Source organism: Nocardioides sp. Root190 (assembly GCF_001428565.1).
Lineage (GTDB): Bacteria > Actinomycetota > Actinomycetes > Propionibacteriales > Nocardioidaceae > Nocardioides.
Window position 1 is genome coordinate 488,661 of the sequence record NZ_LMIA01000001.1, and the last position, 25,743, is coordinate 514,403.

General features: G+C 71.8%; 20 protein-coding genes, 2 tRNA genes and 1 other RNA gene. 9 read left to right on the forward strand and 14 right to left on the reverse strand.

The genetic code is table 11. From position 1 onward, the window contains the following. Positions 1-68: 68 nt before the first annotated feature. The 4 genes from ASE01_RS02345 to ASE01_RS02360 all read left to right on the forward strand — a co-directional run bounded on the left by ASE01_RS02345 (position 69) and on the right by ASE01_RS02360 (position 5,492). The gene (locus ASE01_RS02345; protein WP_056748387.1) at positions 69-842 is read left to right on the forward strand and encodes an ABC transporter ATP-binding protein; all 774 of its coding nucleotides are present in this window, start codon (positions 69-71) and stop codon (positions 840-842) included. Continuing rightward, a complete protein-coding gene (locus tag ASE01_RS02350) occupies positions 842-3,271 on the forward strand; it encodes an ABC transporter permease (protein WP_056748388.1) in 2,430 nt (809 codons plus the stop codon). The genes ASE01_RS02345 and ASE01_RS02350 overlap by 1 nt, the downstream gene beginning before the upstream one ends. 38 nt (positions 3,272-3,309) lie before the next feature. Continuing rightward, positions 3,310-4,308 (forward strand): ArsA-related P-loop ATPase, encoded by a 999-nt coding sequence (locus ASE01_RS02355; protein WP_056748583.1) that lies wholly within the window; start codon positions 3,310-3,312, stop codon positions 4,306-4,308. Between the two features lie 74 nt (positions 4,309-4,382). Beyond that, a complete protein-coding gene (locus tag ASE01_RS02360; RefSeq protein ID WP_056748584.1) occupies positions 4,383-5,492 on the forward strand; it encodes an ArsA family ATPase in 1,110 nt (369 codons plus the stop codon). An 83-nt stretch (positions 5,493-5,575) separates the two neighbouring features. Here the strand turns inward: ASE01_RS02360 and ASE01_RS02365 are convergent, their stop codons facing one another. After that, a complete protein-coding gene (locus ASE01_RS02365) occupies positions 5,576-5,857 on the reverse strand; it encodes a WhiB family transcriptional regulator (protein ID WP_056748389.1) in 282 nt (93 codons plus the stop codon). Positions 5,858-6,096: 239 nt separating this feature from the next. Between ASE01_RS02365 and ASE01_RS02370 the strand changes: the two genes are divergently transcribed. Further along, positions 6,097-8,439 carry a transglycosylase domain-containing protein gene (locus tag ASE01_RS02370; RefSeq protein ID WP_082605732.1) on the forward strand — a complete coding sequence of 781 codons (2,343 nt, stop codon included), beginning with the start codon at positions 6,097-6,099 and terminating at the stop codon, positions 8,437-8,439. A 75-nt stretch (positions 8,440-8,514) separates the two neighbouring features. Here the strand turns inward: ASE01_RS02370 and ASE01_RS02375 are convergent, their stop codons facing one another. Beyond that, entirely contained in the window at positions 8,515-8,973 is a 459-nt protein-coding gene (locus tag ASE01_RS02375; protein ID WP_056748390.1) for a GatB/YqeY domain-containing protein, read from the reverse strand. Between the two features lie 37 nt (positions 8,974-9,010). On the opposite strand from ASE01_RS02375, the gene ASE01_RS02380 reads away from it, so the two are divergent. From ASE01_RS02380 to ASE01_RS02390, 3 genes are all read left to right on the forward strand, one after another. Next, positions 9,011-9,943: a metallophosphoesterase gene (locus tag ASE01_RS02380; RefSeq protein ID WP_056748391.1), complete on the forward strand. Its 933-nt coding sequence runs from the start codon at positions 9,011-9,013 to the stop codon at positions 9,941-9,943. 89 nt (positions 9,944-10,032) lie between these two features. After that, positions 10,033-10,109 (forward strand) — tRNA-Pro (locus ASE01_RS02385). Between the two features lie 96 nt (positions 10,110-10,205). Beyond that, positions 10,206-11,294 carry a hypothetical protein gene (locus tag ASE01_RS02390; protein WP_056748392.1) on the forward strand — a complete coding sequence of 363 codons (1,089 nt, stop codon included), beginning with the start codon at positions 10,206-10,208 and terminating at the stop codon, positions 11,292-11,294. 93 nt (positions 11,295-11,387) lie between these two features. Here the strand turns inward: ASE01_RS02390 and ASE01_RS02395 are convergent, their stop codons facing one another. The 9 genes from ASE01_RS02395 to ASE01_RS02430 all read right to left on the reverse strand — a co-directional run bounded on the left by ASE01_RS02395 (position 11,388) and on the right by ASE01_RS02430 (position 20,863). Continuing rightward, positions 11,388-12,431 carry an aspartate-semialdehyde dehydrogenase gene (locus tag ASE01_RS02395; protein WP_056748393.1) on the reverse strand — a complete coding sequence of 348 codons (1,044 nt, stop codon included), beginning with the start codon at positions 12,429-12,431 and terminating at the stop codon, positions 11,388-11,390. Between the two features lie 5 nt (positions 12,432-12,436). Next, positions 12,437-13,729: an aspartate kinase gene (locus tag ASE01_RS02400; protein WP_056748394.1), complete on the reverse strand. Its 1,293-nt coding sequence runs from the start codon at positions 13,727-13,729 to the stop codon at positions 12,437-12,439. A gap of 80 nt (positions 13,730-13,809) precedes the next feature. Next, positions 13,810-14,451 (reverse strand): DUF5063 domain-containing protein, encoded by a 642-nt coding sequence (locus tag ASE01_RS02405; RefSeq protein WP_082605734.1) that lies wholly within the window; start codon positions 14,449-14,451, stop codon positions 13,810-13,812. Positions 14,452-14,483: 32 nt separating this feature from the next. Further along, entirely contained in the window at positions 14,484-15,080 is a 597-nt protein-coding gene (gene recR / locus ASE01_RS02410; RefSeq protein WP_056748395.1) for a recombination mediator RecR, read from the reverse strand. Positions 15,081-15,093: 13 nt separating this feature from the next. Then, positions 15,094-15,537 (reverse strand): YbaB/EbfC family nucleoid-associated protein, encoded by a 444-nt coding sequence (locus tag ASE01_RS02415; RefSeq protein ID WP_056748586.1) that lies wholly within the window; start codon positions 15,535-15,537, stop codon positions 15,094-15,096. 60 nt (positions 15,538-15,597) lie between these two features. Continuing rightward, complete coding sequence (locus ASE01_RS02420; protein ID WP_056748396.1) at positions 15,598-17,754, reverse strand: DNA polymerase III subunit gamma and tau; 2,157 nt, start codon at positions 17,752-17,754, stop codon at positions 15,598-15,600. Between the two features lie 65 nt (positions 17,755-17,819). Next, positions 17,820-18,359, reverse strand: coding sequence for a YaeQ family protein (locus ASE01_RS02425; protein WP_056748397.1), 540 nt, complete (start codon positions 18,357-18,359; stop codon positions 17,820-17,822). A 38-nt stretch (positions 18,360-18,397) separates the two neighbouring features. Continuing rightward, positions 18,398-18,488, reverse strand: an RNA gene (gene ffs, locus ASE01_RS23790) — signal recognition particle sRNA small type. Positions 18,489-18,598: 110 nt separating this feature from the next. Continuing rightward, positions 18,599-20,863, reverse strand: coding sequence for an RICIN domain-containing protein (locus ASE01_RS02430; RefSeq protein ID WP_157537046.1), 2,265 nt, complete (start codon positions 20,861-20,863; stop codon positions 18,599-18,601). 133 nt (positions 20,864-20,996) lie between these two features. Between ASE01_RS02430 and ASE01_RS02435 the strand changes: the two genes are divergently transcribed. After that, positions 20,997-21,084 (forward strand) — tRNA-Ser (locus tag ASE01_RS02435). Positions 21,085-21,148: 64 nt separating this feature from the next. On the opposite strand, the gene ASE01_RS02440 is transcribed toward ASE01_RS02435, so the two are convergent. The 3 genes from ASE01_RS02440 to eccB form a co-directional block, all read right to left on the reverse strand. Further along, positions 21,149-22,945, reverse strand: coding sequence for an acyl-CoA dehydrogenase (locus ASE01_RS02440; RefSeq protein WP_056748399.1), 1,797 nt, complete (start codon positions 22,943-22,945; stop codon positions 21,149-21,151). 72 nt (positions 22,946-23,017) lie between these two features. Beyond that, positions 23,018-24,232, reverse strand: a complete 1,215-nt coding sequence (locus ASE01_RS02445; protein WP_157537047.1) for a S8 family serine peptidase — start codon at positions 24,230-24,232, stop codon at positions 23,018-23,020. Positions 24,233-24,294: 62 nt separating this feature from the next. Next, entirely contained in the window at positions 24,295-25,737 is a 1,443-nt protein-coding gene (gene eccB / locus ASE01_RS02450) for a type VII secretion protein EccB (protein ID WP_056748401.1), read from the reverse strand. Between the last annotated feature and the right edge of the window lie 6 nt (positions 25,738-25,743).

Consider the following 25,743-nt stretch of genomic DNA (forward strand, 5'->3'; position numbering starts at 1 on the left):
CCGGGGCGGACAACCGGATCACCCCCCAGCCGGACGACGTCGAGGCCGTCGACGACGAGGCTCGACCCATGACCTCCCTGCAGACCGCCACGCCCCCACAGCCGTCCCCACCCACCCCCGCTGCCAGCGCCCGGGGCCTCCTGCGCACCTACGGCCAGGGCGACACGCTGGTCACCGCGCTCCGAGGTGTCGACCTGGACCTGCCCAGCGGCCGCTTCACGGCGATCATGGGCCCCTCCGGGTCGGGCAAGTCGACGCTGATGCACTGCCTCGCGGGCCTCGACCAGCCGACGGAGGGCAGCATCAGCGTCGCCGGACAGTCGCTCGAAGGGATGAGTGACGACGCGCTGACCCGTTTCCGGCGCGACCACGTCGGATTCGTGTTCCAGGCGTTCAACCTCCTGCCGATGCTCACCGCCGAGCAGAACATCTGGCTGCCGACCGAGCTCGCCGGCCGCCCCCGACCTGCGCTGCAGGACCGCTTCGACCACGTCGTGGAGACCCTCGGCCTGACCGGGCGGCTCACCCACCGGCCCTCCGAGCTGTCCGGAGGCCAGCAGCAGCGGGTCGCGATCGCCCGCGCCCTGCTCACCGGCCCGGCGATCGTCTTCGCCGACGAGCCGACCGGCAACCTCGACAGCACGTCCTCGGCCGAGGTGCTGTCCCTCCTGCGCGGGTCGGTCCGCGAGCTGGGCCAGACCGTCGTCATGGTCACCCACGAGCTCGACGCCGCCGCCTACGCCGACGACGTGGTCGTGCTCGCCGACGGCCTGGTCACCCACCACCTCGCGGCACCGAGCCGTGACGCGCTCGTCGCAGCGCTGGCGGAGCGGGCGGCCTGATGCGCACGGTCCTGCTCGCTTCCCTGCGCACCCACACCCGCCGGTACGGCGCCGCGCTGCTCGCGATCGTCGTCGGAGTGGTGTTCATCGTGGTCACCGCCGCGCTCTCCTCCGCCGTCCGCACCGGCCTGACGGCCGGGCTCTCCGCTCCGTACGACGGCGCGGACGCCGTGCTCGACCAGCCGTCGACCGAGGACGCCGTCCGGCTGGTGGCCTCGGCGCCCGCGGCGGACGCCGACGCCTGGTTGGTCGGCTGGACCCTCCAGCAGGTGGCCCACGACGGTCGAGTGGTCCGCTCCAGCACCGACATCGGCCAGGTACCGGACCGGCCGGACCACCAGTGGCAGGAGCTCGAGGAGGGTCGGTTCCCCGCGGCGGCGGGCGAGGCCCTGGTCGACGTCAATGCCGCCAAGGTCGCGAAGCTCGAGGTGGGCGACACGCTCCGGATCGGGTCCGGCCCCGCCGGCCTCGACGTCGAGGTGGTCGGCCTGGCCGACTCCCCCTCGGCGTTCTCCGTGGCGTCGGTCTACCTGTTGTGGTCGGACCTGTCCCGGTGGGCCGACAGCCTCTACGTCAGCAGCGTCGCCTGGGCCGGTCCCGGCGGTGGCGGTGAAGCGGCGACCGCGATCCGCGAGGTGGTCCCCGCCGCAGAGGTCCTGTCCGTCGACCGCTTCGTCCAGCGCGTCCAGACCGAGGTCAACCAGGGGGTCGACGTGGTGGCGATCATCGTGCTCGTCTTCGCCGCGATCGCCCTGCTCGTTGCCGTCCTGGTCATCAACAACACGTTCACGATCCTGTTCGCCCAGCGCTCCCGCGACTTCGCGCTGCTGCGCTGCGTCGGCGCGACCCGGCGCCAGGTCGTGCGCTCGGTCCGGGCCGAGTCGCTGGTCCTGGGTGTGCTCGCCAGCGTGATCGGCGTGGCCGGCGGACTCGGTCTCGGCCACGGGCTGGTCGCCCTCATCCGCTCGCAGTGGCCCGGGGCCCGACTGGGCGAGGCGTCGGTCAGCGCCGGCTGGATCCTCGCCGCCACCGCCGTGGGGCTCGGGGTGACGATGGTCGCGGCGTGGCTGCCCACCCGCCGCGTCCTGGCGGTCAGCCCGCTGGCGGCGCTCCGCCCCGACGACAGCACGCAGGTCCGTACCCGCACCGGTCGTGTGCGGATCGCGCTCGGCGCAGCCATGGTCCTGGCCGGGGCAGCCGGTCTGGCGGTGGCGATCGCGACGGCCGCCCCACCGGCCCTGGTGGCCGGCGGGGCCACCGCCTTCGTGGGCGTCCTCCTGCTGGGACCCGTGCTCGTGCCCGCGATGATCCGGTCGGCGGGGCGGGTCGCGGCCCGGGCACTCGGCCCGGCCGGGCGCCTCGCAGCGGGCAACGCCGTGCGCAACCCGCGTCGTACGGCCGCGACGGCGGCGTCCCTGCTGATCGGCGTCACCCTCACCACCGCCGTCCTGACCGGCATGGCGAGCTCCCGGACCGCGCTGAGCGCCGAGATGGACGAGCAGCACCCGATCGACATCGCCCTCACGGGCGCGGACACGATCCCGGCCGATGCGGTCGAGCGGATCGCCGCCGTCGACGGTGTCGACGGCACGACGACCGTCATCGGGGCGTCGGCCGAGGTGAGCGGGCTCGACCCGATCCCCGTGATCGCCGCACCGGGCGAGGCCGCCGACGGCGTCGTGCACTCCCCGCTGCCAGCGCCCGGCCGCCGCCAGGTGCTCCTCCCGTGGGACGTCCTCGGCGACGGGGTCGAGGTCGGCGACATGGTGACGGTGACGGTGGGCGAGCGCCGCGTGCGGCTCCGGGTCGCCGGGGGCGAGGGCTGGGGCACGGCGGCGCTGGTCAGCAACGCCACGCTCGAGCGGCTCGCACCCACCGCGCGGGTCCAGGCCGTCTGGGTGCGTGCCGAGGAGGGCGCGGATGCCGAGGACCTCGCCGGGTCGCTCGAGGCGATCGCCGTCCCCCTCGACGCCGGCCTCGAGAACGGTCTCGCCCGGCGGTCGTACGTCGACCAGCAGCTCGACGTCCTCACCGGCGGTGTCGTGGGCCTGCTCGCGATCTCCGTGGTGATCGCGCTGGTCGGCATCGCGAACACCCTCGGACTGTCGGTGCTCGAGCGCGGTCGCGAGCACGCCCTGCTGCGCGCCCTGGGCCTCACCCGCCGTCAGCTGCGGCGGATGCTCGCCACCGAGGCGGTACTGCTCGCCGGGGTCGCCACGGTCGTGGGGACCGGGCTGGGCACGGTGTTCGCCTGGGCCGGGGTCCAGGCGCTGGTCGTCCCCGCGATCGACGGTGCCGGGCTCGTCCTGCCCTGGGCACAGCTGGGCCTGGTGGTCGTGGCGGCCGCCGCGGCCGGCCTGGTGGCCGCCGTACTGCCGGCCCGGCGCGCCTCACGGATCGCTCCCGCCGCGGGCCTCGCCGTGGAGTGAAGGGCGCGGCGTCCCCGGTCGCTCGCTACGCTGCCCCGGTGAGCGACTGGGGGAAGGTCCGTCTGCACGTGGTCACCGGCAAGGGTGGCACGGGCAAGTCGACCGTGGCGTCCGCGCTGGCGCTCGCGCTCGCGACGAAGGGCAAGCACGTCCTGCTCTGCGAGGTCGAGGGCCGCCAGGGCATCGCCCGGATGTTCGACGTCGACCCGCTCCCCTACCAGGAGCGGCGCCTCACGACCGGGCTGCCCGACGCGGACGGCGGTCGCGGCATCGTGCACGCGCTGCACGTCGATGCCGAGTCCGCGCTGCTCGAGTACCTCTCGATGTACTACCGCCTCGGCCGCGCCGGTCGCGCGCTCGACAAGTTCGGCGTGATCGAGTTCGCCACCACCATCGCGCCGGGCGTGCGCGACGTGCTCCTGACCGGCAAGGTCTACGAGGCCGTCCAGCGCAACGCCCGCAACAAGGGCGCCATCGAGTACGACGCGGTCGTGCTCGACGCCCCGCCGACCGGACGGATCACCCAGTTCCTCAACGTGAGCAACGAGCTCGCCGGGCTGGCCAAGGTCGGGCCCATCAAGTCGCAGTCCGACACGATGATGACCCTCTTCCGCTCCCCCAGGACCGCCGTCCACCTCGTCACGGTCCTCGAGGAGATGCCCGTGCAGGAGACGGCGGACGGGATCGCCGACCTGCGCTCGGTCCAGCTGCCCGTCGGCGGGATCGTGGTCAACCAGGTCCGCCCCCAGGACCTCTCGGCCGCCGACCTGGCCGCAGCCCGGTCCGGCGAGCTGGACCGCGCCGCCCTCGAGGACGACCTGCGGGCCGGTGGCATCGAGGTCGTGCCGGACCTGGTGGACGGACTGCTCTCCGAGGCCGCCGACCACGCCGAGCGGCGTGCACTCGAGGACTCCCAGCGCACCCTCGTCGCCAAGATGGATGTCCCCTCCTACGAGCTGCCGCGGATCGCCGGCGGCATCGACATCGGCGGGCTCTATGAGCTCGCCGGACTCCTCCGAGCCCAAGGGATGGCGTAGCAGTGGCCAGGAGCAGCACCCAGCGCCCGACCCGGGTCGGTCCGACGACCACCACGCAGTCCGGGCCGCTCGACATCGACGCCCTGCTCGACGACCCGACGACCGGGATCATCGTGTGCTGCGGCTCCGGCGGCGTCGGCAAGACCACCACCAGCGCCGCGCTGGCCCTGCGCGCCGCCGAGCGAGGCCGCAAGGTCGTCGTGCTGACCATCGACCCGGCCCGGCGCCTCGCGCAGTCGATGGGCATCGAGGCGCTGGACAACACCCCGCGCCCGGTCACCGGCGTGGACGGCACCGGCACCCTCGACGCGATGATGCTCGACATGAAGCGCACCTTCGACGAGGTGGTCATGGCCCAGGCGAGCCCGGAGAAGGCGCAGCAGATCCTCGCCAACCCGTTCTACATCGCCCTGTCGAGTTCGTTCGCGGGCACGCAGGAGTACATGGCGATGGAGAAGCTCGGCCAGCTCCACCGCGAGTCGCAGGCCGCCGGCACCTACGACCTGATCGTCGTGGACACCCCGCCGTCCCGCTCGGCACTCGACTTCCTCGATGCCCCCGAGCGCCTCTCCAGCTTTCTCGACGGCAGGTTCATCCGACTGATGATGGCGCCGGCCAGGGGCCCGGCGAAGCTGATGTCGGCCGGGTTCAGCCTCATCGTGAACGCGATGACCAAGATCCTGGGCGCGCAGTTCCTCAAGGACCTGCAGACGTTCGTCACCGCCCTCGACACCGTCTTCGGCGGGTTCCGGCAGCGGGCGCAGCAGACCTACTCGCTGCTCCAGGCCGACGGGACGGCGTTCCTCGTCGTGGCAGCACCCGAGCCCGACGCCATGCGCGAGGCGGAGTACTTCGTCGAGCGGCTCAGCGAGGACGGCATGCCGCTGGCCGGCCTGGTCGTCAACCGGGCCAGTCCCTCGCCCTCGGGTGCCCTGTCGGCCGAGGAGGCCACGACCGCGGCCGAGCGACTGCGCACCCAGGACGCCACCTCGGTGGCAGCGAGCCTGCTGCGTCTGCACGCCGACCGGGTGCGGATGGTCGAGCGCGAGGGCCTGTTGCGTCAGCGGTTCTCGACCGCGCACCCGCAGGTGTCGACGGCCGTCGTCCCGGCGCTCGCCGGCGACGTGCACGACCTCGACGGCCTGCGCCGGGTCGGCGAACTGCTCGCCGGCGGCGGCGCGTAGCAGCGACCGCCGTCAACTGGCGTGCCGGTCTGCTCGTACGTCGCAGACCGGCCGGCCGTGATCAGCCGTCGATCAGCCGTCGATCAGATCGCCGGAACGCCTTCGCGGTCGCGCGCGTCCTTGAGGACCTTGCGCCACGAGGCACTCGGGCGGCGACGCAGGAGAGCACGACGCTCCCGCTCCGTCATTCCGCCCCAGACACCCCACTCGATCTGGTTGTCCAGTGCCTCGGCGAGGCACTCGGTGCGAACGGCGCAACCAGAACAGACCTGCTTGGCCTTGTTCTGCTCGGCGCCCCTCACGAAGAGCTGGTCCGGCTGCTCGTCCCGGCAGGCGGCACGAGGCGCCCAGTCGTCAACCCACATATTTGTCCCCTTGTGGTTCCCACACCGGAAAGCCAGCACCCCCACAGCGCTCGGTCTTTCCGTCGTGACCAAAGTAAAGGAAGCAGGCGAGCCTGACCACCGCTCGTTGGGCCCAGCCTGTCTAGTCACATCTGACTAGACAGGTTCGGGGCCCGGGCGCTGCACCCCCGCTCCCGATCGCCCGTCGGTGCCGTGCGACGACTCGGACGCGCACAGGTGGGTCCCGTACTCTGGCGACCATGTCCCGCACCCGGTTCGACGGCCTGCCGCCCGGCAAGGTCGTTTCCCACCTCGGCGTGATGCTGCTGGTCTCCGTCGTCCTCGGCGTCGTCGTCTCCGGCCTCGCGATCCCCTTCGCCGGTGTTCTCGGCTTCTCGGCCCGCAACGTCGCCGACACCGTCGACGAGCTGCCCCAGGAGCTCGAGACCGAGCAGCTGCCGCAGCGCACCGAGATCCAGGACAAGGCGGGGCGGACCATCGCCACGTTGTACGACCAGAACCGCGTCAACGTCCCGCTGCGCCAGATCTCGCGCACGATGGTCGAGTCGATCGTCGCCATCGAGGACTACCGCTTCTACCAGCACGGCGCGCTGGACCTGAAGGGCACCGTGCGGGCGCTCTTCACCAACCAGGCCGCCGGCGGCGTGACCCAGGGTGGATCCTCGATCACCCAGCAGCTCGTCAAGCTGACCCTGCTCAACCAGGCCGACACCGACGAGGAGCGCAAGGCCGCGACGGACGACACCTACGGGCGCAAGCTCAAGGAGCTCCGCTACGCCATCGCCCTCGAGAAGCGCCACACCAAGGACTGGATCCTCGAGCGCTACCTCAACACCGCCTACTTCGGTGACGGCGCGTACGGCGTCCAGGCGGCCGCCCAGCACTACTTCAGCACCAACGCCAAGGACCTCAACCTGCGTCAGGCGGCGCTGCTGGCAGGCCTGGTCCAGAGCCCCGAGGCCTACAACCCGACCCGCCATGCTGCCCAGGCCAAGGTGCGCCGCGACGTCGTGCTCGACCGGATGGCGGGGCTCAGCGTGATCACGCAGGCCCAGGCTGACGAGGCGTCGGAGATGAAGCTCGGCCTGAAGGTCCAGGAGCAGCCCAACGGCTGCGTGAACTCCAACGCCCAGTTCTTCTGCGACTACGTCGTGCGCTGGCTCAAGACCGACCCGGCCCTCGGCGAGACGCCCGAGGAGCGCGAGGCGCTGATCTTCAACGGCGGCCTGACCATCCGCACGACCATCGACATGGGCTTCCAGCGGGCGGCCAACGAGTCCGTGCGCAGGCACGTCTACAAGGACGACCTCGCGGTCGGTGCCCTGGCCCTCGTCGAGCCACGGACGGGCAACGTCCGGGCACTGGCCCAGTCGCGGCCGATGGGCAAGAAGAAGGGGCAGACCTTCCTCAACTACACGGTGCCGAAGGCCTACGGCGACGCCAACGGCTTCCAGCCCGGCTCGACGTTCAAGGCCTTCGTCCTCGCGGCAGCCATCAAGCAGGGCGTCCCGCTGACCCGCACCTTCCCCGCGCCCAACCCGGGCCGGTTCACGCTGAGCGAGTTCGAGACCTGCGACGGCAACTACCAGAGCAGCGGCACCTGGGAGCCCGGCAACTCGACCAGCTCCTCCCGCAACCCGAACCTCTACGAGGGCACCCGCAACTCGGTCAACACCTTCTTCGTGAACCTCGAGCTCGAGACCGGGATCTGCGAGCCGTGGACGCTCGCCCGTGACATGGGCATCGACCTCGACGAGAGCGCACAGATCCCCTCCTTCACCCTCGGCGTGGCCAACGTGAGCCCGCTCGACATGGCGCAGGCCTACGCCACCTTCGCCGGCCGCGGCCTGCACTGCGACGCCCGCCCGGTGACGCAGATCCAGGACGTCGACGGCAACGTGCTCAAGAAGTACGACAAGTCGTGCAAGCAGGTGCTGAGCGGCCCCGTCGCCGACGCCGTCAACGACGTGCTGCGCGGGGTGATCAACGGCGGCTTCGCCTCGGCCCTCAACCCGGGCCAGCCCGCGGCCGGCAAGACCGGGACGACCAACGACAACCTCTCGGTGTGGTTCGCCGGCTACACGCCGACGCTGGCCGGAGCGGCCACCGTCGCCGGGGTCAAGGCCAACGGCAACCAGGACACCCTCGACTTCAAGTCCATCGGCGGCTACGTCCGCGGCTCGACCTCCGGCTCGACGACTGCAGGTCCGATCTGGGGCGACACCTTCAAGGCGATCGCACAGTGGCTACCCGACGACGACTTCGTGCGTCCCTCCTCCACCGACATCCAGGGTCTGCTGATCCCGGTCCCGTCGGTGGGCGGCCTGGCCTACGAGGAGGCCAAGGACCGGATCGAGGCGGCCGGCTTCACCGCGGTACGCGGTTCGAGCCGGGCCTCACGGGTCAGGCGCGGCCTGGTCGCCTACGCCTTCCCCAGCGACTCCGCCGGAGCCGGGGACACGATCACGCTCTACATCTCGAGCGGACCCCGCAAGCGCAACAACAACAACGATGACGACGACCGCCCCGGCAACAGCGGGGACAACGGCGACGGCAACAACGGACGCGGCAACGACGACTGACCACCACCTCGGGTCGTGTGCCTGAGACCCCGCGATTCCCGGCTCTCAGGCACACGACCCGAGGTCGTGACGATCTCAGCCGAGCTGGCGGCGTACCTCGGCCGCCACGGCGGCACCGTCGGCACGACCCTTCACCTGCGGCGTGACGATGCCCATCACCTGGCCCATCGCCTTGGGACCGGAGCCGGCGGCACCGAGCTTCTCGACCGCTGCGGCGACGACCGCGGCGATCTCCTCCGGGCCGAGCTGCTCGGGCAGGTAGTCCTGCAGCACAGCGGTCTCCGCACGCTCCTTGGCGGCCTGCTCCGGCCGTCCGCCCTCCTCGAAGGCCACGGCCGCCTCGCGCCGCTTCTTGGCCTCGCTGGAGAGCACGGTGAGCACCTCGTCGTCGGTCAGCTCCTTGGCGGTCTTGCCGGCCACCTCCGCGTTCGTGACGGCGGTGAGGACCATCCGCAGGGTCGAGGAGCGGATGTCGTCACGCGCCTTGATCGCGGTGGTCAGGTCCGTGCGGAGGCGCTCCTTGAGGGTGCTCATGTCCCCGATTGTGCCTGCCGTGTGTGAGGGTTGCCGAATGGGATTCGCCGGAGCTCTCCTGCGCGCCGCCGGAGCCGGCGGGGTGCTGGGCGCCGCCGTGACGTCGTACGCCCTCTGGGAGACGCAGCAGTTCACCGTGCGCAGGTACGACGTCCGGGTGCTCCCGGCCGGAATGCGACCGCTCCGGGTGCTGCACCTCAGCGACATCCACATGACGCCCGGCCAGACCCGCAAGCAGGAGTGGCTGCGCTCCCTGGCTGCCCTCTCGCCCGACCTGGTCATCGACACCGGCGACAACCTCGCGCACCGCGACTCGGTCCCCGTGGTCCTGGACAGTCTCGGGAGCCTGCTCGAGGTGCCCGGCATCTTCGTGCACGGCTCCAACGACTACTTCGAGCCCGGCCTGCGCAACCCGATCGGCTACCTGCTGCCGGACCGCGGGCGGCGCTACACCGGCACCCCCCAGCTGCCCTGGGGCGAGCTCAGCGCCGGGATGGCGGGCGCCGGCTGGCTGGACCTCACCAACCGCCGGGCCCAGCTCACCGTGGGCGAGACGACACTGGCCTTCGCAGGCGTCGACGACCCGCACCTCGACTACGACGACCTGGCGGCCGTCGCGGGGCCAGCGGACCCCGATGCCCACCTCCGGCTCGCGGTCGCCCACGCGCCGTACCTGCGCGTCCTGGACCAGTACGCCGCCGACGGCTACGACGCGATCATCGCCGGCCACACCCACGGCGGTCAGGTCCGCCTCCCACTCCCCGGCGGCTCCCGCGCCTACGCCACCAACTGCGACCTCGAGCCCGCCCGCGCCCGCGGGCTGCACCGGCATCCGGCGGACTCCCGTCCCGACGAGCCGGGCTCCTCGTGGCTGCACGTCTCGGCCGGGATCGGCGGCAACCCCTACACGCCGATCCGGATCGCCTGTCGACCCGAGGCCGTGGTGCTGACCCTGCTGCCGCGCGGGTGAGCCCGACCGGTCCCGATTCGGAGCCCGGTCCGCGATTCCGCTATGCTCCCCTGCTTGTGAGCAGACCCCGTTTCGGGGTGTGTGATCGGCGGGCTGTGGCGCAGCTTGGTAGCGCGCCTCGTTCGGGACGAGGAGGCCGCAGGTTCAAATCCTGTCAGCCCGACCACACAGCAGGCGGATCCGGTTATCGGATCCGCCTGTGGTCATTTCCAGCACCCGACCACGCCCCGATCCCGGGCTGGGTCGTGACAGACTGCCTTTCATGTCAGACGAGCAGGACAAGCTGAAGCTCAGCTTGGAGCCGCCCAAGCTGTTCGGGCGGAAGAAGAAGCCGGCCAGTGCGGCCAGCCCCTCCGAGCCTGCGCCTGCCGCGGCTCAGGACGATGCTGCCGGCGCTCCTGAGGCACCCGTCGAGGAACCTGCCGAGGAGTCTGTCGAGGAGTCTGTCGAGGAGCCGACGGTCGTCCTGGACGCCGTTGATGGGCCTGCAGAGGACACCGCTGAGGACACCGCTGTGATCGAGCCGGTGGCCGCGGAGCCCGATCCTGAGCCTGTTGCGGTCGAGGTTCCAGAGGCCGTCGAGACGGAGCCCGAGCCCGTCGTCGTACCTGAACCCGACCCCGTGGTCGAGCCGGTGCCCGTCGTCGAGCCGGAGCCTGTCGTCGAGCCGGAGCCCGTGCCCGTCATCGAGCCCGAACCGGCCGTCACGGCACCGGCGGCGAAGCCCGATCTCACCAAGCCGGCTGCTGCGAAGGCTGCTGATACCAAGCCCGCCGCCACCAAACCGGCAGCTGCCAAGCCGGTGGCGACGAAGCCGGCCGCGACGAAGCCCGCGGCCACCACCGCAACCGCCACGAAGCCGGCCAAAGCGGCGAAGCCCGCCAAGCCCGCGAAGGCCCCCAAGCCGGCCAAGGTCGAGGCCTCGTCGGGTGACGCCGCAGACACGGTCCTCGCCGACCAGGGACCCCTCCTGACGGCGTACCGCGCCGCTGCCCTCACCGGCCTCGTCGTCGGCGCGGCGATGGTGGTCCTCACCTGGCTGTCCCTGCGCGGCTGCGAGGCCGTACGCGACACGTCCTCCTGCGGCGGCGGCCCCGGCTTCATCCTGCTCATCGCGACCTTCGCGGTCTGCGTCCTGCTCGGCAGCGCCCTGCTCAAGGCCTTCCTGATCCCCGACCCGGGCAGCAGCAGCTTCCTCGCGGTCGGTCTGGTCGCCGTGGTCGCGCTGCTGTTCCTGATCGACTTCCTCGACAACTGGTCGATGCTGGTGATCATCCCGGTGCTCAGCATCGGGGCCTATCTCGCCTCGGTCTGGGTCACCAAGACCTTCGTCGAACCCGCCGACGCCTGACGCATCGGCCCACTGAGCGCACAAAACTGCCCCTGGGCACACGGAATTCCGTGTGCCCAAGGGCAGTTTCACCGCCTAAGCGGTGAAACTTCCTCAGCGCGCCGCCGCGATCAGCTCAGCAATCTGCACCGTGTTCAGCGCCGCACCCTTGCGCAGGTTGTCGTTCGAGACGAACAGCGCGAGGCCACGGTTGTGCTCGACGCCCGGGTCCTGGCGGATCCGGCCGACGTACGACGGGTCCTTGCCGGCTGCCTGCAGCGGGTTGGGGATGTCGGAGAGCTCGACGCCCGGGGCGGAGGCCAGCAGCTCGCGGGCCCGCTCGGCGGACAGCGGGCGCTCGAACTCGGCATTGATCGCCAGCGAGTGGCCGGTGAAGACGGGCACCCGCACGCACAGGCCCGAGACGCGCAGGTCCGGCAGGCCCAGGATCTTGCGGGACTCGTTGCGGAGCTTCTGCTCCTCGTCGGTCTCGTTGAGGCCGTCGTCGACGAGGCTGCCCGCGAGCGGGAGCACGTTGTAGGCGATCGTGCGCTGGTAGACGCCCGGCTCAGGGAAGGCCACGGCCTCGCCGTCGTAGGCGAGCTCCCTGGCCTTGTCGCCGGCGGCGGCGACGCCGGTGGCGAGCTCCTCCACACCGGCGACGCCGGAGCCGGAGACGGCCTGGTACGTCGACGCGATCAGCCGGACGAGGCCGGCCTCCTCGTGGAGGGGCTTGAGCACGGGCATGGCCGCCATGGTGGTGCAGTTCGGGTTGGCGATGATGCCCCGGCCCGCGGCGATCACCTCGGCCGCAGCCTCCGGGTTGACCTCGGAGACGACGAGCGGGATGGCCGGGTCCTTGCGGAAGGCCGAGGAGTTGTCGACGACGATCACGCCGGCGTCGACGAAGCGGGGCACCAGGGCCCGCGACGCCGTGGCGCCGGCCGAGAAGAGCGCGATGTCGAGACCGGTCGGGTCCGCGGTCTCGGCGTCCTCGACGACGACCTCGCGGTCACCGAAGGCGAGCACCTTGCCGGCCGAGCGGGCTGAGGAGAAGAAGCGGATCTGGTCGACCGGGAAGTTCCGCTCGAGAAGGATCTGGCGCATGGCGACGCCGACCTGGCCGGTGGCCCCGACCACTCCGATGCTGACACCCATGGCGCTCAACGCCCCGTTCCGCCGTAGACCACGGCCTCGATCTCGTCGGAGCCGAGGTCGAACGCCGCGTGGGCGGCGTTGACGGCGGACTCCACCTGGGTCTCGGCCACGACGACCGAGACGCGGATCTCCGAGGTGGAGATCATCTCGATGTTCACGCCGGCCTCGGAGAGCGCCTCGAAGAAGCGCGCCGAGATGCCCGGCGAGGAGCTCATGCCGGCGCCGACGATGGAGACCTTGCCGACGCTGTCGTCGTACTGGAGGCTGTCGAAGCCCACCGACTCCTGCAGGCGCGACAGGGCCGTCATCGCCGTCTGGCCCTCGCCCCGCGGGAGGGTGAAGGAGATGTCGGTCAGGCTGGTCGCCGCAGCGGAGACGTTCTGCACGATCATGTCGATGTTGATCTCGGCCTCGGCGACGGCGCGGAAGATCGCGGCCGCCTCGCCGGGCTTGTCGGGAACGCCCACCACCGTGATCTTGGCCTGGCTGCGGTCGTGCGCGACGCCGGTGATGATGGCGGCTTCCATGGGCTTCGACTCCTCTTGAGCAACAACGGTGACATCGGCGGCCCTGACGACCCAGGTGCCCTCCTTCTCGGAGAAGGACGAGCGGACGTGGATGGGCATGTCGTAGCGGCGGGCGTACTCGACGCACCGCAGGTGCAGGATCTTGGCGCCCTGCGCAGCCATCTCCAGGGTCTCCTCGTAGGAGATCCGCGGGACCTTGCGGGCGGTGGGCTCGATGCGCGGGTCGGCGGTGAAGATGCCGTCCACGTCGGAGTAGATCTCGCAGACGTCGGCCTCGAGCGCCACCGCGAGGGCGACGGCGGTCGTGTCCGAGCCGCCGCGACCCAGCGTGGTGATGTCCTTGGTGGTCTGCGAGACGCCCTGGAACCCGGCGACGATCGCGATCGCGCCCTCGTCGATGGCGGCCTGGATCCGGCCCGGGGTCACGTCGATGATCTTGGCCCGCCCGTGGGCGGCGTCGGTGATCACGCCTGCCTGGGAGCCGGTGAACGAGCGCGCCTCGTGGCCGAGGTTCTGGATCGCCATCGCCAGCACGGCCATGGAGATCCGCTCCCCCGCCGTGAGCAGCATGTCGAGCTCGCGGGCCGGTGGGAGCGGCGAGACCTCGTTGGCGAGGTCGATCAGCTCATCGGTCGTGTCACCCATCGCCGAGACCACGACGACGACCTGGTGACCGGCCTTCTTGGTGTTGACGATGCGTTGCGCGACACGCTTGACGCCTGCGGCGTCGGCGACCGACGAACCGCCGTACTTCTGCACCACAATGCCCACGAGGGCCTCACTCCTGGCTGACGGGGAAGGGAAACGGTCCCTGCCACATCGGAACCGGGCCCGATTCTACCGAGAGGTCGCTAGCCCTTTTCGCCGCTGTCCAGCACCGCGGCCGCCGCCTGCACGAGCGCGATCTCCTGGGTGGTGTCGAGATCGACGTCGAGCCGGTCGTGGGCGACCACGGAGAGCAGCGCCTTCATCGACGAACCGGCCAGCGTCCCCCACGCCGAGACGTAGGAGAACTGCCACCACCACAGCGCCTCCTCGACGTCCCCGGCGTCGTAGTGGCGCACGCCGATCGCGAGGTCGGCGGCGATGCTCGCAAGGTCGTCGGAGAGCAGGCCCACCACGACCTCGGGCTGGTAGGGGTCGAAGACATAGCTGTAGGTGTCGAGGTCGCCGAGGAGGCTCGCCAGCTGGAGACGGAGGTCCTCGACGTCGGCGTCGGGGCCGTCGTCGGGCTGGAACTCGTCACGGGGCGCGAAGTCGCGGTGCACACCGAGCCGCGCGCCGGTCAGGGCGATCTGGCTGATCTGCAGGAGCAGCAAGGACACGGCCTGCCCGCCGGTCGCCTCGGCAGCGACCACACGCAGACCGTCCAGGAACGAGCGCACCGAGGCCGCGATGTCGTCGGCGAGACGCACGGTCTCGGTCTCGACGGCGATCAACGCCTCCAGCGCCGCCAGGCCCGGCAGCTTCTCGGTCGTGCTGGTTTCACTCATGGTCCCGCCCTCGTTCCCGCTCGCGTTCCCGCTCACGTCGCTGTCTGTCTTCCCACGAATGCTCGTCCGAGAGTGACCTCGTCGGCGTACTCGAGGTCTCCTCCCACCGGAAGTCCACTGGCCAAACGCGTCACGCGCAACCCCAGAGGGCCGAGCAACCTCGTGAGGTACGTCGCGGTGGCCTCACCCTCGAGGTTCGGATCGGTCGCCAGGATCACCTCGGTGACCGCCCCGTCGGCCAGCCGGGTGAGCAGCTCGCGGATGTGGAGCTGCTCGGGACCGATGCCGTCGATCGGCGAGATCGCGCCGCCGAGCACGTGGTAGCGCCCCCGGAACTCACGGGTCCGCTCGATCGCGACGACGTCCTTGTACTCCTCGACGACGCACAGCACCGTCACGTCACGACGCGCGTCACGACAGATCCGGCACTGGTCGTCCTCGGCGACGTTGAAGCAGATGCTGCAGAACTTCACCTTGTCCTTGACCTCGATGAGGACGTCGGCGAGGCGTCGTACGTCGACGGGATCGGCCTGCAGGAGGTGGAAGGCGATCCGCTGGGCACTCTTGGGCCCGACCCCCGGCAACCGACCGAGCTCGTCGATCAGGTCCTGGACGACACCTTCGTACACGCCTCGGCCCCCGTCAGAACCCGAGCGGTCCGGGCGTCTGGCCCGGCCCGCCCTGGCCGCCCATGCCGCCCAGACCGGGCAGTCCACCCATGTCGGGGAGGCCACCGGCCAGTGGACCGAGGATCTGCTCGGCGAGCTCGTCGACCTTCGAGCGGGCGTCGCGGAAGGCCGCGACGACCAGGTCGCCGAGGTCGGCCAGTGCCTCGGCATCGACGTCACCGCCCAGCGCCTCCGGCGCGATGGTGACGGCCGTCAGCTCGCCCGCACCGGACACTGTCACGGTGACCGCACCACCGGCGACCGAACCGTCGACGGTGGCCTCGGCGAGACGCTGCTGCGCCTGCTGGAACTGCTCCTGCATCTGCTGCGCCTGCTGGAACAGGGCGCCCAGGTCGAGGCCGCCGGGTCCTCCAGTCGGGGCGCCGCCGGTCAGGGCGTCGAACGGGTTCTCGCTCATGGTGTCTCTCTTCTCGTCGATCTTCTCGTCGATCCGGTCAGGCATGCGGGTGGCGCGGCGTCAGTCGCCGCGGGGGATCTCCTCGATCACCTGGGCGCCGAGCTCCCGGGCCAGCAGCTCGGCACTGGACTCCGCGTCGACCTCGGCGTCGTCGAAGTCGACGTGCGCGTCGGGGTCCTCCGGCGGACCGTCGGCCCGGGCGTTCTCCTGGGCCTGGATGTCGGCCATCCGCGAGCGTCGCGACTGCTCCTGCTCGCCCGGCTGGCCCTCGCCGTCCACGGCCCACGGCGGGGCGTCGTCGACGGACTGCTCGGCGTTCCCCTGTGCCGGCGCCTGCTGGGCGGCCGCAGCGACCGGAGCCGGTGCGGCGGCGGACGGGGCCTGCGGGGCAGGCTGGTCCTGGTCGGGCGAGGCCGGAGGACGGGCCGAGGGGTCGGCCGACGGATCGATGATCGCGTCGATGCGCACCTTCACGCCGATCTCGTCGATCACCGCCTGCTGCACGATGTCGGCGTGACCGCCGGACTCGAAGGAGCGGCGCGGGCCGTCGGTCTGGAAGCCGAGCGCGAGGACGCCGTTGTCGAAGCCGACGACCTGCGAGTTCTGGGTCAGGTGGATCCAGGTGACCCGCTTGACGCCCTTGACCCGGTCGATGACCGAGGGCCAGAGCCGACGCAGGTCGACCAGGTTGAGTCCACCACCGGCAGGAGCGGAGGAAGCAGCGGCCGGTTGGGCCGCCACCGGTTGGGCCGCCACCGGTTGGGGGGCAACCGGCTCGACGACGGGCGCCACGGCCACAGGCGCGGGCGCGACGGGCTGCGGCGCCTCCGCAACCGGGGCCGGCTGGTGGACCGGGGCCGGCTGCTCGACCGGGGCAACCGGCTGGCTGACCGGCTCACGCTGCGGCTCGGGCTCCGCGCGACGCGCCGCCGGCGCGTCCTCGATCCGCTCGGGTGCGGCCCGCTCGGCCCGCGAGGGGGCCGGACGGTCCTGCGCAGGGGCGGCGGCGGGAGCCGGCGCCGGGGCGGACTCCGCGGACGTCGTACCGCTGATCGCGGCGCGGCGCTCGAGCCGGTCCAGCCGGGCCAGCACGCCCTCGGTGGTGTGATCGGCGCCCGGCAGCAGGATCCGCGCGCAGATCAGCTCGAGGAGCAGGCGGGGTGCGGTGGCTCCCCGCATGTCGGTGAGACCGGCGGCGACGAGGTCCGCGGCCCGGGTGAGCTCGGCACGCCCGAAGGAGGTCGCCTGCACCGTCAGCCGGTCGGCCTGGTCACCGGAGACGTCGAGCAGGCCCGAGGCGGCGGCATCGGGGACGGCGGAGATGATGACCAGGTCCCGCAGTCGGCGCAGCAGGTCCTCGGTGAAGCGGCGAGGGTCCTGGCCGGTCTCGACCACCTTGTCGACCACCCCGAACACCGCCGAGCCGTCGCCACTCGCAAAGGCCGACACGACGTCGTCCAGCAGCGTGTCGGGGGTGTAGCCGAGCAGGCCGCTCGCCAGGTCGTAGGTCACGCCCTGGGGACCGGAGCCGCCCAGCAGCTGGTCCAGCACGGAGAGGGTGTCCCGCGCGGACCCGGCGCCGGCACGTACGACGAGCGGCAGCGCGGCCGGCTCGATGGACACGCCCTCGCGATCGCACAGCTCGGTCAGGTAGGACGTCAGCAGCCGCGGCGGGATCAGCCGGAACGGGTAGTGGTGGGTGCGCGAGCGGATGGTCGGGATGACCTTCTCCGGCTCGGTCGTGGCGAAGATGAAGCGCAGGTGGGGCGGGGGCTCCTCGACCAGCTTGAGCAGGGCGTTGAAGCCCTGCGTGGTCACCATGTGCGCCTCGTCGATGATGTAGACCTTGTAGCGGCTGCGGACCGGCGCGAAGAACGCCTTCTCGCGCAGGTCGCGGGCGTCGTCCACACCACCGTGGGAGGCAGCGTCGATCTCGATCACGTCGATCGATCCGGGACCGTTGCGGGCCAGGTCGCGACAGCTGTCGCACTCGCCGCACGGGTCAGCGATCGGCGCCTGCTCACAGTTGAGCGCGCGGGCCAGGATCCGGGCACTCGTCGTCTTGCCACAGCCACGGGGGCCGGAGAAGAGATAGGCGTGGTTGACCCGGTTGCCGGCGAGGGCCGACCGCAGTGGCTCGGTGACGTGCTCCTGCCCGATCACCTCGGCGAAGGTCTCGGGCCGGTAGCGGCGGTAGAGCGCGAGCGGGGAGTCCACCCCTGAACACTAACCAGCCCTGCCGACAGCACCAGAGGGCCGTGCCGGAGTGGACCGGAGCGCGGTCACTCCAGCCGGTTCTCGTGGACGGTCGACTGCAGCGTCGTCCGGTTCAGATCGAGGTAGAGCTCGCTCTCGGTGAGCGACAGCGTCACGACGTTGCGGCGTTCGACGGCGGCGACCGCGGCGTCGATGAAACCGGGATCGAAGCTGCGTACGACGACGTCCCCGGCGCGATGGATGCGCTTGCCCGACCAGCTGGTCAGCAACCGGGCCGGGTCCCGATGCGTGTAGACCGCCACCCGGTCCGCCGACTTGCTGCCGTGGTGCAGGCGCTCGGCGTCCGGCGCGCCCACCTCGATCCACGCGAGGATCCGGCCGGTGAGATCGCGCACGACCACCGCAGGCTCCTGGGTCGAGGAGATGCCCTCGCTGAACGCGATGCCCTCCTCGTACTCCATGCAGTAGGCCAGCAGGCGCGTGAGCATGTGGGCGTCGGTCTCGGAGGGATGCCTGGCCAGGCGGAGGACGAAGTCCTCGTAGACGCCACGGTCCATGTCGGCCCATTGCACCGTGAAGGTGTGGATCGTCGAGCCGGCTGCCATGTCGAACGACACTATGCCGCGCGGCCGCGGGGAAAAGCAGAGGCCCCCCGTGTACCCGACAGAGCCCACTTACCCTTGCTGCCTTCCGGCCCTGGGGGAGTTGGGTGAGATGCCGCCACACGGGGGGTTGGCACCACTCTAGACGACAGCATCCGCGGGTCGGCAGAGCGGGTGGGACCTCGCGAAGTGGGGCGCAGAGGGAGCAGGCGGGGACTTGGGAGACACACCCCCGGGTACACCTATGCGCCGATCCTCCAGCGCACGGCGACGGCGAGGTTGCAGGCGCGCAGGGTGAGCCCGGTGTCGACCAAGCGATCGGCCACGCCGAGACACAGCCCGCCCCGCACGAGCCGGAGCGAGACCCCACCGGCGGGGTTGGTGAGGATCCGCCAGCGCTGGTTGTCCTGCACGCCGCACGACCAGGTGCCGACCTCGCCGCCGAGGTCGGATCCGTAGGCGTCGAAGCACCGCTCGGTGCGCGCGTTGCGGATCCGGTAGGTGCCGTCGTCGTTGCGCAGGAAGGTGACCTGGGTCGCCGTACCCGCGGGCTCGATCACCGCGAGGGTGGAGTTGCCGGTGGCGCCGGCGGGGACGCCGGCAGGTCGGCCGGAGCCGAGCTGGACCAGCGACCGGGGGCCGGTCGGCACCGCCGCTGCCCGCCAGGTCGTGACGGCCGGCGCTCGCAACGTCCAGCCCATCGACAGGCCCAGGCCGCAGGTGCCGTGCACCAGCGCGGCACCGGAGGACATCGATGCGCCGGCCGGGCGGACGCAGGTCCGGTACGCGCGACTGACGATCGCGCTGCCCTTGACGGGGTGCTGGACGACGCGGAAGCGCTGGGCGGCGACGCCGGTGCAGGGCTGGAACCGGACGCGGGCGTCGGCGCGCGCGGTCAGGCAGTCCTGGCCGCGGCGGAACTCGTTGCCCGACGAGGTCCGCCGCACGCTCAGCGGGCCGGAGACGGTCGAGGCGGTGCGCTGGACGGCCGGGCCGCCGGGGTCGCGCGAGGCGTGCAGCCCCGACTGGACGTTGACGACCGCGTAGCCGCTCGCCGGGGCGAGGGAGACGTCGGGCCACGCACTGACAGGGGTCGCGGCCGGACGCGGATCGACCTGGAACAGCACGACCCCGGTCGCGGTCCGACCGGTCGAGTCGGTGGCGACGTAGCGGACGACGTCGGTGGTGCGCGTCGTGACGCTCGGCGGCACATAGGTCACCACGTCGCCCGAGCGGGTGATCCAGCCGCCGAGGTGGCTGCGTGTCCCCACCGAGCGCAGCGACACCCGCTGTCCGTTGGCGTCGTGGTCGTTGGACGTGGGACGGAACGAGAACGCCGATCCGCTGACCTGGTGGGTGACCAGGTCGAGCGCGGCGTACGGCGGCAGCGGGGCCGTCTGCGTCGCCACCACCTCGAGGGGCGAGGTCGCGCGCGCCAGCCGGTCGTTGCGCAGGCGGAGGATCGCGCTGAGCTCGGTGCCGTCGAAGCGGTGGAACTGGTTGCCCGACTCGATGGTCGCGCCCTCGGGGCCGTTGGTGTGGTTGTCGTGGGCGCCCCACACGTGGCCCAGCTCGTGACGAGTCACGACCCAGGGCGTTCCGGTGCCCCCGTTGGAGCTGACCGCGTAGTCGCCCGCGATCGTGCTGACGTAGGCGACGCCGCCTCCACCGGACGACCCGTGCCAGAGCGCCACGGCGTCGACGCCGGAGTCGGCCTGCGTGGTGCGCCACTCCTCGCGGACCTTGCCGAGCAGGTCCTCGTAGCCGGCGTAGGGCTCGGCGGTGGCGGAACCTCGCACGACCACCCGTCCTGTCGCCGGGCGGAGCCGTGCGTCGGTCTCGTAGGCGAGCTGGAGCATCACGGTGGTGAGCTCGACGGCGTCGAGCGCCTTCGCCACCGAGCTGTCGATGGTGCCGGCGTGGGAGAACCAGCGGTTCGCGAGGTCGTACCCGATGCTCCACCGGTAGGTCTTCGAGCCGACCTGGCCGGGGGTCACCGTGACGTTGCGGGCGGCGTCGTCGGCCGACGGCCAGACGTGGGAGGCGGGCTGGGTGAGCCCGCGGGTGCCGACCACCGCGCCGTCGAGGAAGTGCCAGGTCCCGCCTCGGTCGAAGACCACGAGGCCCTCGACCTTGCCGTCCGAGCGCAGCACCGCACCCGCACTGGCGCCGGGGACGCCGTCGACGGTGCCGAGGTAGGAGCGCTCCGCCGGGGCCGCGACCGGGGTGAGCGAGCCGTTCGCCTGCTGGACCAGCACCGCGAAGCCGGGCGCACGGGTGCTGACCCGGCGCAGGCGGACGGTCAGGCTCCGTCCGTCGCGGACCACCGTGCGGGTCAGCGTCGTCGGCGCAGCGGCCGCCCTGGCAACGGGCGTGGCCACCGTCGGCCCACTCGTCGCGGCGGCTCCTGACGCTGCGGGCAGGGCGGTCAGACCCGCCACCACCAGCACCACACCCAGCACCACACTGCGCACTGCACCCACAACCGTGCACTGTCGACCAGCCATCGTGAACCCTCCCCAGGACGACGCTCCGCGGCACAGTGTCCGGCACCGACGCCCGGGTTGTCGAGGGACTGGACGCACGGCCGGGAGCGAGGCGATTTCCTGCCGCCCCGTGACGACCGGTAATCTCCTCCGCGGAGGTATCGCCTAGTGGCCTATGGCGCTCGCTTGGAAAGCGAGTTGGGTTAACGCCCTCCGGGGTTCGAATCCCCGTACCTCCGCCAGCCGAACGGCGCCGACTGCGAAGTCGGCGCCGTTCGCGGTTTTCCCGAGCCCACCACGGCGACCTCAGAACCAGGCGTCCTGCATGTCGTACGACGTCAGGTCGCCGACAGCGAGCAGGTCGAGCGCGGGGCCGATCTTCGGCAGCTCGGTGGCGAAGAAGTAGGCCGCGGCCTGCCGCTTGCCCGCGTGGAAGTCCTCGGTCCCTGCGTGCGCGACGCACCCCTGCTCCAGCCACAGCCAGGCGACGACGAGGTGCCCTGCCGCCTCGAGGTACGCCGTGGCGTTGGCCATGATCCTCTCCGGCTCCCCGAGACCACCGAGCCCCAGCGTCACCTCGCCGAACCGGTCGAGCTGTGCCTTGAGCTGGTCGGCCTGCCGAGCGGGCGCTCCGCCGAGCTCGCGCGCCCGGGCGATGCTCGTCTCCATCCGCGCCGCGAGCGCCATCAGCCCGGCGCCGCCGTCCATCAGCACCTTGCGGCCGAGCAGGTCGAGCGCCTGGATGCCGTGGGTGCCCTCGTGGATCGGGTTGAGCCGCTGGTCGCGCCAGTGCTGCTCGACGTCGTGGTCGCGGGTGTAGCCGGCGCCGCCGAGGACCTGGATCGCCAGCGACGTGCTCTCCTGTCCCCACTGCGAGGGCCACGACTTCACGATCGGGGTCAGCACACCGAGGACCTGCGAGGCCTCCGCGCGCTCCGCCTCGTCCGTGGCGGTGCGCTCGTCGTCGAGCAGACGGGAGCAGTAGAGCGTCAGCGCGAGAGCGCCCTCGACGTACGCCTTCTGCGCCAGCAGCATCCGGCGGACGTCGGTGTGCTCGATGATCGGCACCTGCGGGGTCGCCTGGTCGCTCTCGGCGACCGCCCGGCCCTGAGGGCGCTCGCGGGCATAGTCGAGGGACTTCAGGTACGCGGCGTACGCCGTCCCGGTGGCCGCGGTCCCGACAGCGAGCCGGGCGGCGTTCATCATGTGGAACATGTAGCGCAGGCCCTTGTGGGGCTCGCCGACGAGGTGGCCGACGGCGCCTGGCAGCCCGCCGGGCGTGTGCGCACCGTCCCCGAACACGGGGGCCGTGTTGACGGTCCCGCGCGAGCCGAGCTTGTGGTTGATCCCGGCCACCACGACGTCGTTGCGCTCCCCCAGTGATCCGTCCTCGGCCACGAGGTACTTCGGGACCACGAAGAGCGAGATGCCCCGGCTCCCGGCCGGCGCCTCCGGCAGCCGCGCCAGCACGAGGTGGACGATGTTGTCGGCCATCTCGTGGTCGCCACCGGAGATCCACATCTTCGAGCCGAAGACCCGGAAGGTCCCGTCCGCCTGGGGAACCGCCCTGGTCGTGACGTCTCCGAGCGAGCTGCCGGCGTGGGCCTCGGACATCGCCATCGTCCCGAACCAGCGGCCCTCGAGCATCGGACGGACGAAGCGCTGGCGGACGTCCTCGCTGGCGTGGGCCTGCAGGAGCGCCGCGTTGGCCTGGGTCAGGAACGCGTAGCAGATGGTGCCGATGTTGGCGGCGGTGAACCAGGTCGCGGCGGCGGTGCCGACGGTGGCCGGCAGCTGCAGCCCACCGACCTCGGCGTCCGCGCCGAGGGCGAAGCCGTCCATCTCGGCGAACCGGCGCAGTGCCTCGCCGATCTCAGGGATCAGCTCGACCTTGGTGCCGTCGAACGTCGGCTCCTGCTCGTCGCTCTTGCGGAAGTGGGGGGCGAAGTGGTCGGTCGCGATCTGCTCGCACAGCTCGAGCAATGCGTCGTACGACTCGCGGGAGTGGTCGGCGAACCGCTCCCGGGTGGACAGCGCCGAGACGTCGAGCCAGTCGTGCAGCAGGAAGTCGAGGTCGCGCGCGGAGAGCAGGTCAGAAGCCATGACGGATCCTTCAGGACGGCAGCGGAGGCAAAATGCTACACGAGCGTAGTATTTGCTCCCGGTCGTACCGAATCAGCGACGGCGCCGGGCCAGCACCGGTCGCAGCACCAGCAGCACCGCCACCGCTCCCCCGCCGGCCAGACCCCACCAGACCGCGTCGTGGCGCGCACCGGCAAAGGCATCGGCCCGGGCCGCCGGCACCTTGCCGCGAGGGACCTCCTCCGCGCCCGCAGCGCTCTGGTCCATCCCCTCGACCAGGCGCTGCAGCGCCTCGACCGCCTGGACCCTGCCGAACCCGGTCAGCGGACTGGCCTGGGCACCGTCGCCGCTCGCCGTGCCCTCCAGCCGCGAGCGCAGCTGCTGGGCATCGTCCTCGGCGTGCACGGACCAGACCAACGCGGCTACGCCGGCCACCTGGGCCGCGGCCCAGTGCGAGGAGGTCGAGGCGACCACACACCAGCCACCGTTCAGGCCCACCGACACCGATCCGACGCCGGGAGCGGCGAGGTCGACACCCGAGTTGCGGAGCACCGCACCCGTCGCGTCCGACGCGGACACACCGACGGAGACGACACCGGGATCCGCCGCCGGCCACACGGCGCGGACGGCGTCCTCGCCGGGCCGCGGTCCGCCCACGAAGTCATCGAGGAACCCGGTTCCCTCGGTCCGGTCACCGGCCGCGGCGATGACCAGCGCACCACTGGCCCGCAGCCGCTTCAGCGCCGCGACCAGGGCCGAGGAACTCGGCACCTCCATCGGCACGAGTACGACGACGCGCGGACCCAGGTCGCCGCGGCGTACCTGCGCCGCGACGTCGGTGAGCACCGTGGCCAGACCCTCCGAGGTCGGGACGACCTTGCCGTCGCTGGAGCCACGAGGAGCGACGTAGAAGGGCCGCTCGACGAGACGGGCACTGGGCGCGATGCCCGCAGCGACACGCACGGGCTCCTGCTGGTCGCGCGCTCCGATGATGCCGGCCACGACCACGCCGTGCTCGGTCTCGAGCGGCTCGAACCGGCTCGGATCGAGACCCGCGAACGGACTGTCGACGACGACCACACTGACACCGGCACCCGGCTTGGTTCCTGCCGCCGCGGCGAGGGAGGTGGCCGCCGGGACCTGGAGCACGTTGCTCGCGTCGTTCTCGCCGGTCACCGTGCGCGCCCCCTCGGAGCCCGTCTGGTCACAGCTGGGACCCTCCGCAGCACGGGCCTGGACCGCGGCCTGGGCCGGCGCGGCTGGGGCCGGGGCGGCCGACGGGGCCGGCGCGGCGAACCCGAGGGACACGGCGATAGCCCCCAGCAGGGCCGGCCCCAGGAGGCGTAGCCGGGACCGGCCGGGCAGCGGGCTCACGAGCACGACGGCCCGGGGGTGGTCCCGGCACCCGGATCCGTCGCCCGTGGCGGGCACAGCGCGTCGAGGATCGACAGGTCCGGGCCGGGCATGAACAGCCGGGTCCAGGAGTCGGGCACGATCACCGAGGGCACCCCGCCGTAGCCGAGGTTGGTCACCTCGGCGGCACCGGCCACCGAGTAGGAACGGCCGCGGTCGTCGACGAGGTAGGTGATGCCGCCGCTGGAGGTGTCCCAGTCCGCGGCCCGGACGAGCGCGCCGTACCCGGCCTCGACGGTGACCCGTCGATCGCCCGCGGCGACCTGCTCGAGCATCGCCGATCCGGGTGGGAACCTCGCCAGTCGCACGGCAGGCTGCTCGTCCTCACCGGTCTCGAGGACCCCGCAGATCTTGTCCGAGGGAGCTGCGGAGTCGGCCACCGGCTCGTCCGGCCAGTTCGCGTCGGCGTACGGGATCGAGGGAGCCGCCCGGAACGGGGCATTCGTGCTCGTCGCCCGGATCTCGCGGGGTCGCGCACCGCCCGCGGCGGGGGTGTTGCGCAGGACAGCCGCGGCGAACGGGGTCAGCCGGACGAAGCCGTCCCGGGTCACGGCGAAGGTGTCGCCGGCCCGGAGGAAGTAGTCACCCACCCGCGCACCAGCGGTGTAGCCGTCGAGCCCGGCGGGCGTTCCCCAGCCGGCCATCCCGAGGCCGGCGGTGGTCAGCGCCTCGCCCCGGGGGAACAGGGAGAGCCAGGCGTCCGGCACGACGATCTCGTCGGTGGTGGCCACTCCGAGGTCGGCGTCGAGGCCGTCGTTGCTGGCCGGCATCTCGTAGCTGTAGGCACGTTGCGGGTGCCCCGGCACGGCGGCCTCGGCGATCAGGTAGCGCTTGTCGGTGCGGGCCGCCTTGACCACGAACCCGAGGTCGGGGGTCCGGTCCACCTCGGCATCGGGGCGGACCTCGGCCTGGATGCCGTACCCGTCGGCCGTGCAGGCGATCCAGCCACTGTTGAGCAGCTTGTCGGCCGCGGGCACCGTGGGCGGCGCATCGAGGATGCCGATCGAGGGGCCCTTCTCGCGGGGCGCGAGGACGTCGTCGGGCACGCTCTGGGTCTTCTCACCGGCGCCGAGGATCAGCTGCGCCGAGGTCACGTTGATGACCGGCCGCAGCACCGGATCGCCGCCGGAGGCCTCCTTGTCGAGGATGACGTAGAGGGCACCGTGGTCGTCGGTCACCAGACCGGGGTCGTCCCAGTCGACCTTCTGGCGCTTGGTGAGGGCGCCCGCCACGGCAGCACCGGCGATGAGCAGGATCGCCAGGGCGACCCCGCCCACGATCATCCGGCCCGGGCGCGCGGGCTCGACCTCACGCCCACCGGGCGCTCCGGAGACGAATGCCGTGACGAGCCGGCGCCGGCTGAATGAGTAGGCCTCGACGAGGTCCTTCTTGGTGGCCATCCGCGG

Coding starts and splice junctions, on each gene's coding strand:
- ASE01_RS02345 (WP_056748387.1), top strand. CDS start 69: ATGACCTCCCTGCAGACCGCCACGCCCCCACAGCCGTCCCCACCCACC.
- ASE01_RS02350 (WP_056748388.1), top strand. CDS start 842: ATGCGCACGGTCCTGCTCGCTTCCCTGCGCACCCACACCCGCCGGTAC.
- ASE01_RS02365 (WP_056748389.1), bottom strand. CDS start 5,857: ATGTGGGTTGACGACTGGGCGCCTCGTGCCGCCTGCCGGGACGAGCAG.
- ASE01_RS02370 (WP_082605732.1), top strand. CDS start 6,097: ATGTCCCGCACCCGGTTCGACGGCCTGCCGCCCGGCAAGGTCGTTTCC.
- ASE01_RS02375 (WP_056748390.1), bottom strand. CDS start 8,973: ATGAGCACCCTCAAGGAGCGCCTCCGCACGGACCTGACCACCGCGATC.
- ASE01_RS02380 (WP_056748391.1), top strand. CDS start 9,011: ATGGGATTCGCCGGAGCTCTCCTGCGCGCCGCCGGAGCCGGCGGGGTG.
- ASE01_RS02390 (WP_056748392.1), top strand. CDS start 10,206: ATGTCAGACGAGCAGGACAAGCTGAAGCTCAGCTTGGAGCCGCCCAAG.
- ASE01_RS02395 (WP_056748393.1), bottom strand. CDS start 12,431: ATGGGTGTCAGCATCGGAGTGGTCGGGGCCACCGGCCAGGTCGGCGTC.
- ASE01_RS02405 (WP_082605734.1), bottom strand. CDS start 14,451: ATGAGTGAAACCAGCACGACCGAGAAGCTGCCGGGCCTGGCGGCGCTG.
- ASE01_RS02415 (WP_056748586.1), bottom strand. CDS start 15,537: ATGAGCGAGAACCCGTTCGACGCCCTGACCGGCGGCGCCCCGACTGGA.
- ASE01_RS02425 (WP_056748397.1), bottom strand. CDS start 18,359: ATGGCAGCCGGCTCGACGATCCACACCTTCACGGTGCAATGGGCCGAC.
- ASE01_RS02430 (WP_157537046.1), bottom strand. CDS start 20,863: ATGGCTGGTCGACAGTGCACGGTTGTGGGTGCAGTGCGCAGTGTGGTG.
- ASE01_RS02440 (WP_056748399.1), bottom strand. CDS start 22,945: ATGGCTTCTGACCTGCTCTCCGCGCGCGACCTCGACTTCCTGCTGCAC.
- eccB (WP_056748401.1), bottom strand. CDS start 25,737: ATGGCCACCAAGAAGGACCTCGTCGAGGCCTACTCATTCAGCCGGCGC.